The organism is Microbacterium sp. Root553 (assembly GCF_001426995.1).
Lineage (GTDB): Bacteria > Actinomycetota > Actinomycetes > Actinomycetales > Microbacteriaceae > Microbacterium.
Genome location: NZ_LMFY01000001.1, coordinates 90,206 through 107,096, shown reverse-complemented (window position 1 = coordinate 107,096; position 16,891 = coordinate 90,206). Strand labels below are relative to the sequence as shown.

Annotated in this window: 13 protein-coding genes; 10 read left to right on the top strand and 3 right to left on the bottom strand. The window is 69.8% G+C overall.

The window, feature by feature from the left end; all coding sequences use genetic code 11:
- Positions 1-16: 16 nt before the first annotated feature.
- Positions 17-1,252 carry an acyl-CoA dehydrogenase family protein gene (locus tag ASD43_RS00455; protein ID WP_056412116.1) on the bottom strand — a complete coding sequence of 412 codons (1,236 nt, stop codon included), beginning with the start codon at positions 1,250-1,252 and terminating at the stop codon, positions 17-19.
- A gap of 95 nt (positions 1,253-1,347) precedes the next feature.
- A complete protein-coding gene (locus ASD43_RS00450) occupies positions 1,348-2,010 on the bottom strand; it encodes a TetR/AcrR family transcriptional regulator (protein WP_056412114.1) in 663 nt (220 codons plus the stop codon).
- A 153-nt stretch (positions 2,011-2,163) separates the two neighbouring features.
- Between ASD43_RS00450 and sucC the strand changes: the two genes are divergently transcribed.
- Both sucC and sucD read left to right on the top strand, forming a co-directional pair.
- Entirely contained in the window at positions 2,164-3,330 is a 1,167-nt protein-coding gene (sucC, locus tag ASD43_RS00445; RefSeq protein ID WP_045252498.1) for an ADP-forming succinate--CoA ligase subunit beta, read from the top strand.
- Positions 3,331-3,370: 40 nt separating this feature from the next.
- Complete coding sequence (gene sucD, locus ASD43_RS00440; RefSeq protein WP_056412111.1) at positions 3,371-4,273, top strand: succinate--CoA ligase subunit alpha; 903 nt, start codon at positions 3,371-3,373, stop codon at positions 4,271-4,273.
- 406 nt (positions 4,274-4,679) lie between these two features.
- Here the strand turns inward: sucD and ASD43_RS00435 are convergent, their stop codons facing one another.
- Entirely contained in the window at positions 4,680-6,098 is a 1,419-nt protein-coding gene (locus ASD43_RS00435) for an NCS2 family permease (protein ID WP_056412109.1), read from the bottom strand.
- Positions 6,099-6,190: 92 nt separating this feature from the next.
- Between ASD43_RS00435 and ASD43_RS00430 the strand changes: the two genes are divergently transcribed.
- From ASD43_RS00430 to ASD43_RS00395, 8 genes are all read left to right on the top strand, one after another.
- Positions 6,191-7,582, top strand: a complete 1,392-nt coding sequence (locus ASD43_RS00430) for a cell division protein PerM (protein ID WP_056412106.1) — start codon at positions 6,191-6,193, stop codon at positions 7,580-7,582.
- A 43-nt stretch (positions 7,583-7,625) separates the two neighbouring features.
- Positions 7,626-8,213: a phosphoribosylglycinamide formyltransferase gene (purN, locus tag ASD43_RS00425; RefSeq protein ID WP_056418785.1), complete on the top strand. Its 588-nt coding sequence runs from the start codon at positions 7,626-7,628 to the stop codon at positions 8,211-8,213.
- 40 nt (positions 8,214-8,253) lie between these two features.
- On the top strand, positions 8,254-9,861 hold the full coding sequence (gene purH, locus ASD43_RS00420) for a bifunctional phosphoribosylaminoimidazolecarboxamide formyltransferase/IMP cyclohydrolase (RefSeq protein ID WP_056412104.1): 1,608 nt from the start codon (positions 8,254-8,256) through the stop codon (positions 9,859-9,861).
- Between the two features lie 79 nt (positions 9,862-9,940).
- Positions 9,941-11,428 carry a DNA-3-methyladenine glycosylase 2 family protein gene (locus tag ASD43_RS00415; protein ID WP_056412102.1) on the top strand — a complete coding sequence of 496 codons (1,488 nt, stop codon included), beginning with the start codon at positions 9,941-9,943 and terminating at the stop codon, positions 11,426-11,428.
- Complete coding sequence (locus tag ASD43_RS00410; protein WP_056412098.1) at positions 11,425-11,922, top strand: methylated-DNA--[protein]-cysteine S-methyltransferase; 498 nt, start codon at positions 11,425-11,427, stop codon at positions 11,920-11,922. The genes ASD43_RS00415 and ASD43_RS00410 overlap by 4 nt, the downstream gene beginning before the upstream one ends.
- A 288-nt stretch (positions 11,923-12,210) precedes the next feature.
- A complete protein-coding gene (locus ASD43_RS00405) occupies positions 12,211-14,163 on the top strand; it encodes an ABC transporter ATP-binding protein (protein ID WP_056412094.1) in 1,953 nt (650 codons plus the stop codon).
- A complete protein-coding gene (locus ASD43_RS00400; protein ID WP_056412091.1) occupies positions 14,160-15,974 on the top strand; it encodes an ABC transporter ATP-binding protein in 1,815 nt (604 codons plus the stop codon). The genes ASD43_RS00405 and ASD43_RS00400 overlap by 4 nt, the downstream gene beginning before the upstream one ends.
- Before the next feature lie 96 nt (positions 15,975-16,070).
- Entirely contained in the window at positions 16,071-16,877 is an 807-nt protein-coding gene (locus ASD43_RS00395) for a hypothetical protein (RefSeq protein ID WP_056412088.1), read from the top strand.
- Positions 16,878-16,891 lie beyond the last annotated feature (14 nt).

The following is a 16,891-nucleotide window of genomic DNA, read 5'->3' as shown; positions in this document are numbered from 1 at the left end:
GGCGGTGCCCATCCGCTCAGGCGAAGGCGCTCATCCCGGTGATGTCGCGGCCGAGGAGCAGTGCCTGCACGCTCTCAGTGCCCTCGTACGTGTGGATCGCCTCGATGTCCGCCATGTGCTGCATCACACCGTTCTCGAGCAGGATGCCGTTGCCGCCGAGGAGATCACGGGCGATCGACGCCACCCGACGGGCGGCGCGGGTGTTGTGGAACTTCGCCAGTGATGCCTGCGTGGGGCGGAGCTCTCCCGCGGTCTCGAGGTCGGCCAGGCGGCGGCAGTACAGCTGCATCGCGGTGAGGTCCTCGAGCATGTGGGTCAGCCGCTCCTGCACCATCTGGAACTTCGCGAGAGGCTTGCCGAACTGGATGCGCTCCTTCGAGTAGGCGAGGGCGGCTTCGTAGCACGCGGTCGCATGACCGAGCGCCGACCATGCGACGCCCGAGCGGGTGGCGTAGAGCACGATCGACGCGTCCTTGAAGCTCGTCGTCCCCGGCAGCACGGCGTCCAGCGGCACGCGCACGTCGTCCAGCACGATGTGCGCCTGGTGGATGGCGCGCAGCGAGGCCTTGCCGCGGATCGGGGTCCCCGTGTACCCGGGGGTGTCCTGTTCGACCAGGAAGCACCGGACGGCTCCGTGCTCCGCGGCGGTCTCGTCGTCGACGCGTGCCCAGACGAAGGTGATGCCGCCGGATGCGCCGTTGCCGATCCACTTCTTGGTGCCGCGGATGACCCATTCGTCGCCGTCGCGCCTCGCCACCGTCTCGAGCGAGACGGAGTCCGATCCGTGGTCCGGTTCGGTGAGAGCGAAGGATCCGAACACCGAGCTGTCGGCGAGGGCCGTGAGCCATCTCTGCTGCTGCTCATCCGAGCCGAAGAGCGCGAGGGTGCGCAGCGCGAGCCCGCCCTGCACGGCGAGCACGGTGCCGAGGGACCCGTCCCCGCGGGAGATCTCCATGTTCACGAGGCCTGCAGCGAGAGGGGAGAGCCGGGTGAGCGACGCGTGCTCGATACCGTCGACGACGAGGTCCATCTCGCCCATGCGACGAGCGGCCTCCAGCGGATACTCGGCGCGATCCCAGGCATCGGCCATCTGCGGGCCGACCTCGTCGATGTAGGCCTTCGCGCGATCCCAGGCGGATCTGTCGGCCTCGGGGATGTCGGCGAAGACGGCGTAGTAGTCGCTGTCCTGGCGTCCGGTGATGTCGTACGACGAGACGCGCTCGCCGGGGAAGGGAGATGCTGCGGTGCTCATGGAGACTCCTTCGTGGCACCAAGTATCGTACTCCCCGATACTGGGTTCCACGACTCCCGATATGCGGGTGCCCCGCGTCTGGGAGGGGGCGCGGGTCAGTCGAGCTGCGTGCGCAGCCGACGGGTGACCTCGGCCACCGGCATCGAGCGCGGGAACACCGCGACGACGAGATCGTCGGCCGCCGCCGCCGCAGAGTCGGCGGGCACGCCGTACCGTCGCCTGACATCGGCGAGCGCGGTCTGCAGGGTCGACACCGGCACCTTCTTCTTGCCGCGGAGCAGCTGACGCAGCACGTGGTTGTGCACGGCGGTGACGAGCGCCGAGAAGCCCACGGCATCGAGCGGATCGATGCCGGGGAGCGCACTGCGCAGGTAGTCGTCGAACAGTCGCTCGTAGCGGAACACGGTGATGATCTCCCGCTCGCGCAGCACCGGGACCTGACGCACGATCTGATACCGGCGCCGCGCCATCTCGGGATCGTGCGCGAAGTGCGCGAAGACCGACTCGGATGCCGCGCACACGGCGCCCCACGGATCTTCGTGTCCCTCGGCGAGGAACTCCCGGAGCTTGTCGAGCAGGGCCTCGTGATCCGCGAACACCACGTCCTCCTTGCCGCCGAACTGGCGGAAGAACGTCGATCGGGAGACGCCTGCGGCCTTCGCGATCTGCTCGACCGAGGTCTGGTCGAAGCCCTGTGTCGCGAACAGCTCGAGCGCTGCGGCCACGACGCCGGTGCGCGGTTCTGCGGATTCGTGCATGGGATGAGCCTAGACCTCGGCCCCAGCCCGTGCCGTCGCCGCCGTGGAGGGGAGGACGCCGGGAGCGCTCAGGTGCAGGTAGTAGGCTGTGGGACTGGTCGATGTCTCGACATCGAGAGAATTACCAGACAGCAGCCCAGTGAAGGAACCACAGTGGATCTGTACGAGTACCAGGCACGAGACGTTTTCGAGAAGTACGGAGTGCCGGTTCTCGCCGGCATCGTCGCGGACACACCGGAAGAGGTGAGGGCGGCCGCCGAGAAGATCGGTGGAGTGGTCGTCGTCAAGGCTCAGGTGAAGACCGGCGGCCGTGGAAAGGCGGGCGGCGTCAAGGTCGCCAAGACACCCGATGAGGCCTACGAGGCGGCGAAGGCCATCCTCGGCCTCGACATCAAGGGCCACGTCGTCAAGCGCGTCATGGTCGCGCAGGGCGCACGCATCGCGGAGGAGTTCTACTTCTCCGTGCTGCTCGATCGCGCCAACCGCTCCTACCTGAGCCTCTGCTCGGTCGAGGGCGGCATGGAGATCGAGGAGCTCGCCGTCGAGCGCCCCGAGGCGCTCGCACGCGTCGAGGTCAACCCGCTCACGGGCATCGACAAGGAGAAGGCCGTCGAGATCGCCCGCGCGGCGAACTTCCCGGAGGACCTCGTCGAGAAGGTCTCCGACGTGTTCGTGAAGCTCTTCGACGTCTACAAGGGCGAGGACGCGACGCTCGTCGAGGTCAACCCGCTGGTGCGCACCGAAGAGGGCGACATCATCGCGCTCGACGGCAAGGTCACCCTCGACGACAACGCCTCCGAGATCCGTCACCCCGAGCACGAGGCGCTCGAGGACAAGGACGCCGCCGACCCGCTCGAGGCCAAGGCCAAGGCCTCCGGCCTCAACTACGTGAAGCTCGACGGCGAGGTCGGCATCATCGGCAACGGCGCGGGACTCGTCATGTCGACGCTCGACGTGGTCGCCTACGCCGGTGAGAACCACAACGGCGTGAAGCCCGCCAACTTCCTCGACATCGGCGGCGGCGCCTCGGCCGAGGTCATGGCCGCGGGCCTCGACGTCATCCTCGGCGACCCGCAGGTCAAGAGCGTGTTCGTCAACGTCTTCGGCGGGATCACGGCGTGCGACGCCGTGGCGAACGGCATCAAGGGCGCACTCGAGACGCTGGGCGCCACGGCATCGAAGCCGCTCGTCGTGCGTCTCGACGGCAACCGCGTCGACGAGGGTCGCGCGATCCTGGCCGAGTACGCGCACCCGCTCGTCACCCTGGCCGCCACGATGGACGAGGGCGCCGACAAGGCCGCCGAGCTCGCCAACGCCTGACCCTTCGACAGGCTCAGAGACCGGATTAAAGGAACAGAAAATGTCGATCTACCTCAACAAGGACTCCAAGGTCATCGTCCAGGGCATCACCGGCGGCGAGGGCACCAAACACACGGCACTCATGCTGAAGGCCGGAACCCAGGTGGTGGGTGGTGTCAACGCCCGCAAGGCAGGCACGACCGTCTCGCACACCGACAAGGACGGCAACGCCGTCGACCTGCCCGTCTTCGCCTCCGTCGCCGAGGCCATGAAGGAGACCGGCGCCGACGTGTCGATCGCCTTCGTGCCCGGCGCCTTCACCAAGGACGCGATGATCGAGGCCATCGACGCCGAGATCCCGCTGCTCGTCGTCATCACCGAGGGCGTGCCCGTCGGTGACTCGGCCGAGGCCTGGGCGTACGCGCAGAGCAAGGGCAACACGACCCGCATCATCGGGCCGAACTGCCCCGGCATCATCACGCCCGGCGAGGCGCTCGTCGGCATCACGCCGGCGAACATCACCGGCAAGGGCCCGATCGGCCTCGTGTCGAAGTCGGGCACCCTGACGTACCAGATGATGTTCGAGCTGCGCGACCTGGGCTTCTCGACCGCCATCGGCATCGGCGGCGACCCGGTCATCGGCACCACGCACATCGACGCGCTCGCCGCGTTCGAGGCCGACCCCGAGACCAAGGCGATCGTGATGATCGGCGAGATCGGCGGAGACGCCGAGGAGCGTGCGGCAGACTACATCAAGGCGCACGTCACCAAGCCCGTCGTCGGCTACGTCGCGGGCTTCACCGCCCCCGAGGGCAAGACCATGGGTCACGCCGGCGCGATCGTCTCCGGTTCGGCCGGTACCGCACAGGCCAAGAAGGAGGCCCTCGAGGCCGCAGGCGTCAAGGTCGGCAAGACGCCGTCCGAGACCGCCGACCTGATGCGCGCGATCGTCGAAGCGCTCTGATCTGAGCTACGCTTGACATGAAGGCCCCGGACTCCACTCCGGGGCCTTCTTGCATGCCCGGGGTGCGCCGCGCACGTGGCGCGGGCTGCGGCCGGGGCCGTGGGCCGGGGCCGTGGGCCGACGGCATCCTCCGCTCACGGACTCTCCACTCCGGGGGCCGACACGCCAGATGCCGGACATCTGCGGCGGTTCGGTCCGAGATCTGGCGTGTCGGCCCCCGGTTTTTGGGGGGATGGGGGGTTGGGGGTTGGGGGGTCTGGGATGGGGGGCTGGGGGTTGGGGCTGGGGTGGGGGTTGGGGTTGGGGTCTGGGGTCTGGGGGCGGTGGGACGGGGATTCCTGCCGGTCGCAGAGACGACGAAGGGGCGGATGCAGCACGCATCCGCCCCTTCGTCGTCTGTCGTCGCTCAGGCGACGCCGAACAGCGCCTCGATCGGCCCGCGGGCGAAGAAGATGACGAAGCCGACGCCGACGACCCAGAGCAGCGGGTGGATCGTCTTGGCGCGGCCGGAGAAGGCGTTCACGACGATCCAGCTGACGAAGCCCGCGCCGATGCCGTTGGCGATCGAGTAGGTCATCGGCATCACGGTCGCGGTGAGGAACACCGGGAGCAGCACGCGGAAGTCGCTGAGGTCGATGTTCTTGATCTGCGACAGCATGAGCGCGCCGACGAGGACCAGAGCCGCGGCGGCGACGGCTCCGGGCACGAGGGAGGTCAGAGGCGTGAAGAACATCGCGATCAGGAACATCGCACCGGTGACCACCGTGGCGAGACCGGTGCGCGCGCCCTCGCCGATCCCGGCACCGGACTCGACGAAGACCGTCGCGGACGACGACGAGGTGCCACCACCGGCGATCGCTCCGAGCCCCTCGACGACCAGCGCGGACTTGATGCGGGGGAAGTCGCCCTTCTCGTCCGCCAGGTCGGCCTCCTTCGCGAGACCCGTCATGGTGCCCATGGCGTCGAAGAAGTTGGAGAAGAGCAGGGTGAAGACGAACATCACCAGGGCGACGCCGCTGACCTTGGCGAGGTCGAAGCCGAAGTCGACCTGTCCGACGAGGCTGAGGTCGGGCAGTCCGACGATGGCTCCGGTGAGGCCGAAGTTGAGGCCGAACGGCCAGATGGCGTTGACGATCGCGCCGAGCACGGTGCCGCCGACGAGGGCGATGAGGATCGCTCCCTTCACGCGCAGCGCCATGAGCACGCCGCCGAGCAGCAGGGTGATCACGAACAGCAGGGTCGGCAGCGAGGCCACGGAGCCCCCGATGCCGAGATCGACCGGGGGAGAGGGGTTGTTGGTCGCGGTCACGAAGCCGGCGTTCACGAAGCCGATGAAGGCGATGAACAGGCCGATTCCGACCGTGATCGCCAGCTTGAGCTGCACGGGGACGGCGTCGAAGATCATCTTCCGCAGGCCGGTGGCGGCGAGCAGCACGATGATGACACCGTTGATCATGACCAGAGCCATCGCCTCGGGCCAGGTCACCGTGCCGACGACCGAGAAGGCGAGGAACGCGTTGATGCCCAGCCCCGCGGCGAACGCGAAGGGCAGACGTGTGACGAGACCGAACAGGATGGTCATGACGCCGGCGGTGAGCGCGGTGGATGCGGCGACGGCGGTTCCTGCGAGCGTGTTGCCGTCGACGTCGGGGGTGTTGAGGATCAGCGGGTTGAGGATCACGATGTAGGCCATCGTGACGAAGGTCACCAGGCCGCCTCGGATCTCGGTGCCGATCGTCGATCCGCGTCTGCTGATCTCGAAGAAGCGGTCGAGCGCGTTGGTGGGCTCGGCCTGGGTCGTGGCGGGGGACGGGGCAGTAGTCATCGGGGGAACCTCCGCAGGAGACGATATCGTGTCGCCGGCACCGCGCGCGCCCCCGGGCGCGAGAGGGGATCTCGTCGTAGTCTCGATTCGATATGCAACGCCTCCTCGTCGCGCTCCTCGCCGCCTTCGATGCCGCCATCGCCGCAGCGGTCGGCCTCGTGGTCCTGCTGGCGCCGCTCACGCTCCTGTGGACGCTGTCCTTCGGCATGACCGCGGACTGGGGGGCTCTGTGGCCCCTCACCGGAACGCTGTGGCAGTTCGGGCACGGGGTGCCGCTGGATCTCACGGTGGCGGACGACGTGCTGCGCGCGACGGGCATCGCCCCGCAGGCCGCGAGCTTCGCCCTGTCGGTGACGCCGCTGGCCTTCCTGCTGTTCACACTGCTGTTCGCCGCTCGTTCGGGAGCGCGCGCGGCGAAGGCCGGAGCCTGGGCGCTGGGTGCGGTATCCGGCACGGCGGCCTTCGGTCTCATCGCCAGCGCCGTGGCGTTCACCGCGCAGATCTCCGCCGCCCGCACCGACCTCGCGCTCTCGATCGTGCTGCCGACCGCCGTCTACCTCGTGGGCGCCGTGTGCGGCGGTGTGCGCATCGCCTGGGAGGACGGCGACGGAGGGCTGCTCGATCGCCTGCACGACGTCGTCGACTCCTGGGGCGACTGGGGACCGGTCGTCGGTGCCTCTGTGCGCGGCACGGCCTTCGCCGTGATCGGCATGATCGCCGTCTCGGGTGTCGCCGTCGCCGTCATGACCCTGGCACGCGGCAGCGAGGTGGTCGCGCTGTTCCAGGCCGCTCGCGTCGACGCGCTGGGGGCCACGGTGCTCACTCTCGGACACCTCGCCTATCTGCCCACCATCCTGGTCTGGACGGCGTCCTGGATCGCCGGGCCGGGTTTCGCGGTGGGCGTGGGGACGGCCGTGTCGCCGGCCGGCACGCAGCTCGGCGTCGTCCCCGGCATCCCGATCCTGGGCCTGCTTCCCGAGAACACCTCGATCTGGATGCTCATCGTCGTGATCCTGCCGATCGGCGTGGGTGCTCTCGCCGGGTGGGCGGTGCGTTCCCGGCTCGTGTGGGAGGGCACGCCGCTGGCGACAGGACCGCGGGCCGCGATCGCGATCGGCATCGGCGCGCTCACCGCGGCCGTCGGAGCTGTCGCCGCGGTGCTCGCGAGCGGCTCGATGGGGCCCGGACGTCTGGCCGAGGCCGGTCCCGCCGCGGTGCCCTTCGCTCTGGCACTCGGCGGCGAGGTGCTGCTGGGCGCAGCCATCCTCCTGCTCTCGCCGCGGAATCGCGACGAGCTGGCCGAAGAGCGTACCGACCGCTGGGTGGCCGAGATGACCGCCGCGGACCTCAGCTTCGGCGGCCGCGCCGATCTGCCGATCTCGGACACGGTCCCGACCGGTCCCTCCTCCTACGACACCGCGCCCCTGGACGACCTCGGCGGCTTCCGGCCCCCGACGCGGGAGCCCGCCGACCCGCGCGACTGACATACGCGTCGGCGGGTGCGCGGCGCTTCGGTAGACTGTGGGCGTGCTCACGGTCGCCGTTCTCATCTCGGGCACCGGCTCGAACCTTCGCGCCCTCCTCGAGGCCGCTCGTCACCCCGATTTCCCTGCGCGGGTGGTGGTCGTCGGTGCCGACCGCGAGGCCGACGGACTGGCGCATGCGGAGGAGTTCGGCATCCCCAGCTTCACCGTCCCCTGGCACGAGCACGGGTCCCGCGAGGCGTGGGGCGAGGAGCTCGGACGTCAGCTCGCCGTCTGGAACGCCGACCTCGTCGTGCTCAGCGGCCTCATGCGTCTGCTGCCCGCAGGGCTCGTCGCCGATCTCTCGCCGCGTCTGATCAACACGCATCCCGCGTATCTCCCGGAGTTCCCGGGCGCGCACGGAGTGCGGGACGCCCTCGCCGCCGGTGTCACCGAGACCGGCGCCAGCGTGATCGTCGTCGACGACGGCATCGACACCGGACCGATCCTCGCTCAGGAGCGGGTGCCGGTCCTCGACGACGACACCGAGCACACCCTCCACGAGCGCATCAAGCCCGTCGAACGCCGACTCCTCATCGACGTGGTGCGCCGCATCGCCACCGGTGAGCTGTCGCTGACCGCCGCATCCTGAACCGATCCACGCACGCCCCCCTCGCACGAAGGAGCCCATCATGGCCGGCCCCCGCCACGACCACTCGCTGTACCGCGATCGCGACACCGTCCCCGTCCGCCGCGCGCTCGTCTCGGTGAGCGACAAGACCGACCTGCTCGTGCTCGCGAAGGCGCTCGCCACCGCGGGCGTGCAGATCGTCTCGACCGGGTCGACGGCATCGACCATCCGCGAGGCCGGCTTCGAGGTCACCGACGTGGCCGCGGTCACGGGTGTCGCCGAGATGCTCGACGGCCGCGTCAAGACGCTGCACCCGAAGATCCACGGCGGCCTGCTCGCCGACCTGCGCCTCGAGGACCACGAGCATCAGCTCGCCGACCTCGACATCGAGCCCTTCGAGCTCGTCGTGGTGAACCTCTACCCCTTCGTCGAGACGGTCGCCTCGGGTGCCGAGGGCGACGACGTGGTCGAGCAGATCGACATCGGCGGACCGGCGATGGTGCGCGCGGCGGCGAAGAACCACGCGAACGTCGCGATCGTGGTGTCGCCGCAGTCGTACTCCGGCATCATCTCGGCCATCGAGAACGGGGGCACGACGCTGACGCAGCGACGCGAGCTCGCCGCACGCGCCTTCGCGCACACGGCCGCCTACGACACGGCCGTCGCCGCATGGTTCGCCGAGGGCACGCTGGGCGAGGGCGAGGACCTGCCCACGCACCTCACCATCCAGGCCGAGCGCCTGGCCACGTTGCGCTACGGCGAGAACGCGCACCAGCGCGGCGCGATCTACACGCGCGTCGGCGGACACGGCATCGCGCAGGCCCGCCAGCTGCAGGGCAAGGAGATGTCGTACAACAACTACGTCGATGCGGATGCCGCGCTGCGCGCCGCGTACGACATGGTCAAGCCCGCGGTCGCCATCATCAAGCACGCCAACCCGTGCGGAATCGCCACGACCGCTCCGAACGCGCTGGACCCGATCGCCAGCGCGCACCTGCGCGCCCACGAGTGCGACCCCGTGTCGGCCTACGGCGGCGTGATCGCCGCCAACGGCACCGTCACGCTGAAGATGGCCGAGAACCTCAAGGACATCTTCACCGAGGTCATCGTCGCGCCCTCGTTCGAGCCGGCAGCCCTCGAGGTCTTCAAGGCGAAGAAGAACCTCCGTCTGCTGCAGCTGCCGGAGGACTGGCAGCAGGAGCGCATGGACGTGCGTCTGGTCTCGGGCGGCCTGCTGCTGCAGGACGCGGATCGCTTCCCCGACGACATCGTCTCGGTGGCGAAGAACTGGGAACTCGTCTCGGGCGAGCGCCCCAGTGACGAGGAGATGGAGAACCTCATCTTCGCCTGGAAGGCGTGCCGCGCCGTCAAGTCCAACGCGATCGTGCTGGCGAAGGACAACGCCACGGTCGGCGTCGGCATGGGCCAGGTCAACCGCGTCGACTCGTGCCGCCTCGCGGTGGAGCGTGCGGGCGACCGCGCCGTCGGCTCGGTCGCGTCCTCCGACGCCTTCTTCCCGTTCGCGGACGGCGCCCAGGTGCTCATCGACGCGGGGGTCACGGCGATCGTGCAGCCCGGCGGATCGGTGCGCGATGAAGAGGTCGTGGATGCCGCACGCAAGACCGGCGTGACGATGTTCTTCACCGGGGAGCGTCACTTCTTCCACTGATCCCGGCGGGAGCGGATGCCTCCACTGCCGTGTCCGATTTCCGCCAGCCGGTGTCGGTTGCGGGTGGCAGAGTGGAGGCATGAGCCTGCCCGTGACCGACTTCGACGAGCGGTACCGTGCGATCAGTGCGCGCGACACCCGCTTCGACGGGCAGTTCGTGACCGCGGTGCGCTCGACCCGCATCTACTGCCGTCCCAGCTGTCCGGCGCGCACGCCCAACCCTGAGAACGTCACCTTCTATCCGACCAGCGCCGCGGCCCACGAGGCCGGATTCCGCGCCTGCAAGCGCTGCCTCCCCGAGGCCGCTCCCGGGTCGCCCGCGTGGGATCTGCGCGGCGACGTGGCGGCGCGGGCGATGCGGCTGATCTCTGCCGGTGTCGTCGAACGCGAGGGGGTCGCCGGCCTCGCCGCGCGCCTGGGGTACTCGACACGGCACCTCGCTCGGCTGCTCTCGACCGAGCTCGGTGCAGGTCCTCTCGCCCTCGCCAGAGCGCATCGGGCGCACATGGCGCGGATGCTCCTCGTCGGCACCGACATGCCGATCTCCGAGGTGGCGTTCTCGGCCGGTTTCGCCAGCATCCGGCAGTGCAACGACACGATCCGCGAGGTGTTCGCGCTCACCCCCGGCGAGCTCAGGTCGCGACGGCGCGCGCCGGGAGCGGTCGTGCCGGGCGGGATCGATCTCGTGCTTCCGTATCGCGGCCCGCTCGACGCAGGCGGCATCTTCGACTGGATGGGGGCCCGGGCCGTGGCGGGGGTCGAGGTGGCCACCTCCAGCTCGTTCTCCCGGCACCTGCGGATGGCCGGGGGACCCGCCTGGTTCGAGGTGAGCCTCGACGGCGCCGAGCGCCTGCATCTGCGCGCCCGGGTCGCGCAGCTCGGCGACCTGGCGCCCCTGGTGTCCACGGTGCGGCGGATCTTCGACCTCGACGCCGATCCGTCGGCCGTCGATCAGGCCCTCGGCACGCATCCGGAGCTCGCGCCGCTGGTCGCGCGCACGCCCGGCATCCGCGTGCCGGGATCCGCAGATCCGCACGAGATGCTGATCCGGGCGATGATCGGTCAGCAGATCACCGTCGTCGCCGCGCGCACCGCGCTCTCGGCGCTCACCGAGGCCCTGGGGGAGCGCACCGAGCAGGGACTCCTGTTCCCGACCATGTCGGCGATCGCCGAGCACGGCGCCGAGGTGCTGCGAGGGCCGGGGGCCCGCATCCGGGCGATCGTGGGGGCGGCGGCCGCGCTCGCCGACGGATCCCTCACGCTCACCGTCGGAGACGACGGCGCCCAGCAGCGTGCGGCGCTTCTCGCCATGCCGGGGATCGGCCCGTGGACCGCCGACTACGTGCGGATGCGTGTTCTCGGAGACCCCGACATCCTGCTCCCCGGCGACGTGGCGCTGCGCGCCGGTGCGGCGGCCTCGGGCCTGCCGGGAGATCCGATCCCGCTGGTCGCCTGGGCCGAGCGTGCCGCTCCGTGGCGCAGCTATCTCAGTGCTCACCTCTGGCGCGCGGCGCCGGTGCGTCCGCGACGCACATCTCAGAGATCCGTTCCGAAGGAGACATCATGACCGCCCTCATCCAGACTCTGGACACCCCCGACGGGTCGTTCACCATCCTCGCCGACGAGCGCCAGCGGGTGCTGGCGTCGGGGTGGACCGCCGATCAGGGCGCGATCATCGGGCGTCTCTCGCCGTCCGCGCAGCCGTCCACCGTCGCCGAGGGCGAGACTGATGCCGCGGCCGCCGTCCTGGCTTTCTACGCGGGTGACCTGTCGGCGGTCGACACGGTCGCGGTCCACCAGACCGGCACCGCGCTGCAACTGGCCGGATGGGCGGCGCTGCGCGCGATCGCACCGGGGGAGCCGTTGACCTACACGTCGTTCGCCGCCCGTATCGGCAACCCCCGGGCGGTCCGCGCTGCGGCGTCGATCTGCGCCAGGAACGCGCCCGCGCTGTTCGTGCCGTGCCACCGCGTGCTGCGCTCGGACGGCACCATGGGCGGGTTCGCGTGGGGTACGGGCGTCAAGTCGAGCCTGCTCGAGCGGGAGGCCGGCCGGAGCTGACGCGGCGATTCTCAGGGAATCGGGAATCTCTCTTGCGGTCAGCTGGTTCACAGGAATAGGCTGGTGGGCTGTCGCACCGACCGGACGACATAGCCGAGCCCCTGAGGAGGACACCATGACATCGATCTCCGCTGCGCAGATCGCCGCTCTCGGCTCGACCCCGGTGCGCCCGCTCCGCTAGAGCCGTTCTCCCCCGCACGACGTCACCGGATGCCGGACTCCGAGAGTCCTTTCGCGCGTCCGTCCCCTTCAGCAACCGCTTCCCCATACGAAACTCGTCTGAGAGACATGTCTTCCTCGCCTTCATCGCAGAACGCCTCGCCGTCCTCCACCCTCTCCACTCCCGCCGCTCTGTGGCGCCTCAAGCCGTTCGTGAAGCCGGTCATCTGGCGACTCGCCGGCGGTGCCGCGAGCGCGCTCGTCGCCGCGATCATCGCCCTGATGATCCCGATCGTGCTCGAGCAGATCATCCGCGGACCGGTGCAGGCGGGTGCGCTGGAGGGCATCGCCTGGGGGGCGCTCGCCGTCTTCGCCCTCGCTCTCGGTGAGGCTCTGATGGTGTGGCTGCGCCGCCAGTTCGTGCTCAACCCCGCCACGCAGGTCGAGTACAAGATGCGCACCGAGCTCTACTCGCGTCTGCAGACGCTCCCCGTGTCGTTCCACGACCGCTGGCAGTCGGGCCAGCTGCTGAGCCGCATGATGCAGGACATCGGCCTCATCCGCCGGTGGCTGGCCTTCGGCCTCGTGCTGCTGGTGGTCAACCTGCTCACGATCGTGATCGGCTCGGTGCTGCTGTTCCGCTGGCACTGGCTGCTGGGCGTCATCTTCATCGTGACCGCGATCCCCCTGTGGATCCGCGGGTACCTGTTCGAGAAGCGCTACGGTGCGCTCACGCGTCGCAGCCAGGACCAGGCCGGAGACCTCGCGACCAGCGTCGAGGAGAGCGTGCACGGCATCCGCGTACTCAAGGCGTTCGGCCGGGGGAAGCACGCGCTCAGCCGCTTCAGCCGCCAGGCCGAGACCCTGCGCGAGACCGAGATGAGCAAGGCCGGCGCGATCGCGTCGATCTGGTTCTGGCTCGACCTGATGCCGCAGATCGCCTTCGGCCTCAGCCTGATGTCGGGCATCTGGCTGATCTCGCAGGGCGAGATCGATCAGGCGCAGCTGTTCGCGTTCTTCGCGATGGCCGTCGTGCTGCGGTGGCCCATCGAGTCGATCGGCTTCCTGTTCTCGTTCATGCTCGACGCACGCACCGCGACCGATCGCGTGTTCGACATCTACTCCGAGACGAACTCGATCGCCGACCCCGAGACGCCGGTGCACATCGCCGAGCCGCGCGGCGAGCTCGCGTTCGAGGGGGCGCGCTTCCGCTACCAGGACGCCGCCGCCGACGAGCGCGATCTGCTCGACGGCATCGACCTCGTGCTGCGTCCGGGCGAGACCATGGCCCTGGTCGGTCTCACCGGCAGCGGCAAGACCACGCTGACCACGCTGCCCACGCGTCTGTACGACGTCACCGGTGGCCGCGTCACGCTCGACGGCGTCGACGTGCGCGACCTGCCGCTGGCCGAGCTGCGCCAGCACATCGCGATGGCCTTCGAAGACGCCACGCTGTTCTCGGCGACCGTGCGCGAGAACGTGCTGCTCGGTAGGGCCGACCTCGATGTGCACAGCGACGAGGGCGAGCGCGTGCTGCGCGAAGCGCTCGACGTCGCGCAGGCGGCCTTCGTCGACACGCTGCCGGAGGGTGTGGAGACGGTGATCGGCGAGGAGGGGCTCAGCCTCTCCGGCGGTCAGCGTCAGCGTCTCGCGCTGGCGCGCGCCGTCGCGGCCGCACCCAAGGTGCTCGTGCTCGACGATCCTCTGTCGGCGCTCGACGTCGACACCGAGGCGCTCGTCGAGGAGGCGCTGCGGCACGTGCTCGCCGACACCACGGCGATGATCGTGGCCCACCGTCCCTCGACCGTGGCGCTCGCCGACCGCGTGGCTCTGCTCGAGGCGGGGCGGGTGACCGCGGTGGGCACGCACTCCGAGCTGCTCAGGACGAGCAGCCACTACCGCCACGTCATCTCCAGCCTCGAGGCGGAGGAGGCGGCGCGCACAGGGGCGATCCCGATCATCCGCGACGCCGAGGCCGAGATCGACGCGACGGTCGCCGAGGGCATCCGTGCGGAGTCCGCCGACGATGCTTCGTCAGGCTCAGCAACCGCAGTCGAAGAGGACAAGGAGGTGCAGCGATGAGCTCCACCATCACCGGAACGCAGGACGAGGACCGCTCCCGCTACACCAAGGAGGAGAGCAGGGCGATCCGTCGCCGATCGCTGCACCTGCTGGGCTCGCTCGTACGGCCGCTGAAGCCGCGGATCATCCTCGCCGCGGTCGTGCTCGTCATCTCGACGGCGCTGCAGGTGGCGGGACCGATCCTCATCAGCATCGGCCTCGACCGTGCCCTGCCGGCCGTCCTCGAGCGCGCGGACTGGATGCCGACCTTCATGATCGGCGGCATCTACCTGCTCGCGGGCGCCGTGGCCGCGGCGATGATCGCCTGGTACGTGATCATCGCGGCCAAGCTCACCCAGGCGGTGCTGCTCGACCTGCGCAAGCGGATCTTCCTGCACACCCAGCGCCTCAGCCTGGAGTTCCACGAGTCGTACACGTCCGGCCGCATCATCTCCCGGCAGACGAGCGACCTGGATTCGATCAAGGAACTCCTCGACGGCGGCCTCAACGAGCTCGTCTCGGGCGTGCTCTTCGGTCTGTTCACCTTCATCGCCCTGTGCGTGTGGGACTGGCAGTCCGGGCTCATCCTGGCGATCGGAGGCATCCCGCTGTTCTTCCTGATGCGCTGGTTCTACTCGCGCTCGCAGCTGGTCTACCGCGAATCGCGCGTCATCAGCGCGAAGGTGATCGTGCAGTTCGTCGAGACCATGACGGGGATCCGCGCGGTCAAGGCGTTCCGCAAGGAGCCGCGCAACGACGTCGTCTTCCAGAAGATCGCCGGCGAGTACCGCGACGTCAACCGGCGTTCGATGCTGCTGTTCGGCACCTTCGAGCCCGGCCTGATGGGAGTGGCCGCGCTCGTGCTCGGCATCGTCGTGCTGTGGGGCGGCATCCGCGTCTCGGAGGGCGCTCTCACGGTCGGCGTGCTGCTGTCCGCCGTGCTGTACGTGCGCAACTTCTTCGCGCCCATGCAGGAGATCGCGATGTTCCTCAACTCGTACCAGTCGGCAACGGCGGCGCTCGAGAAGGTCTCGGGCGTGCTGGAGGAGGTTCCGACGGTCCCGGACCCCGAGAAGCCGGTCGATCTGTGGGAGTCCCGCGGGCACGTCCGGTTCGACGAGGTCACCTTCGGGTACAACGGCGAGAAGACGATCCTGCCGAACTTCTCGCTCGACATCGCGGCGGGCCAGACGATCGCGTTGGTCGGGACGACCGGGGCGGGGAAGTCGACCCTCGCGAAGCTGATCTCCCGGTTCTACGACCCCTCCGCCGGATCGGTGACGCTCGACGGCGTCGACCTGCGCGACCTGCATCCGAAGGACCTCCGCCGCGCCATCGTCATGGTGACGCAGGAGGCGTACCTGTTCAGCGGCACGGTCGCCGACAACATCGCGCTCGGCAAGCCGGACGCCTCGCTCGAGGAGATCCGGGCCGCGGCGCGTGCGGTCGGCGCGGACGGGTTCATCTCGTCGCTGCCCGACGGCTACGGCACGGATGTGAACAAGCGCGGCGGTCGCGTATCGGCGGGTCAGCGTCAGCTGATCTCGTTCGCGCGCGCCTTCCTCGCGGACCCCGCGGTGCTCATCCTCGACGAGGCGACCGCATCGCTCGACATCCCGTCGGAGCGGCTGATCCAGGACGCCCTGCAGACCCTGCTGAAGGACCGCACCGCGATCATCATCGCGCACCGGCTGTCGACCGTCGCGATCGCCGACCGTGTGCTCGTGATGGAGCACGGCAGGATCATCGAGGACGACACGCCCGCGTCGCTGATCAGCGGCACCGGCAAGTTCGCGCAGCTGCACGCGGCGTGGCAGCAGACCCTGGTCTAGGTCGGGCCGGGTTCTCGGCGGATGGCGATCTCCCCTCGGGAGGTCGCCATCCGCGCTTTTCCCCCGCGGCCGTCGAGGCCTGGGTAGCATCGAAGCATGGACCCTCTGCTGCTCGCCGTCGAGTGGTGGTGGCTCGCGCCCGTCGCGGCCGGAGGGGTGGCGGCCGGAGCGGTGGGCATGGGGCGACGACGTACAGCGGGCGGACGCCGCCTCGAGTTCGATGCCGCGCGCCATGATCTGCGGGCCGCCCGGCAGAAGGCGGTGCAGAGCCGGATGGCGGTCAAGCTCGCCAGGGCAGACGTCACCCGCATCTCGGCCGAGCGCAGCGCGCGTCGCGCGACGGCGGAGCAGGTCGCCGGAGCGAAGCGGATGCTGCGCATCAAGGAGAGCGACGCCAAGGCCGCAGCCGCAGATGTGCGGGCGAAGCAGGTGCGGCTGTCCGCCGCGCGCGCGGCCATCCCGGCATCGCGGGCGCCGCGTCCCCTCGAACGGCTGCAGGGCGAGCATGACGCGGTCGTCCTGCGATGGATGCAGTACGAGACCGACCCTGGACTGCAGATCGCCTATCCCGCGATGACCGACGTCAAGCAGCCCGCGACGGCCGAGTACCTGCGCGCCGCGGGACGCGCGGTCGATGCGCGACGCGCGGCCGACGGCAAGGCGGGACCCGCCGAGTTCGCCGCTTATCGCGACGCGGTCGCCGACCTGGAGCGCGCCTTCGAAGCCGCCGAGCACGCGGCGAGGGTGCGCGCCGGCGAAGAGACCGCGTCACCGGCCTCCGCCTGGCAGGAGACCGCGCAGGACATGCTGAACCGCTCGACGGAGGCGATCGATCGCGCGGCCGGTGCGGCGGCATCCGCGCTCGCCGCCTGGAATGAACGCCGTCGCCCCGACAAGCGCTGACGCCGTCGCCCCCA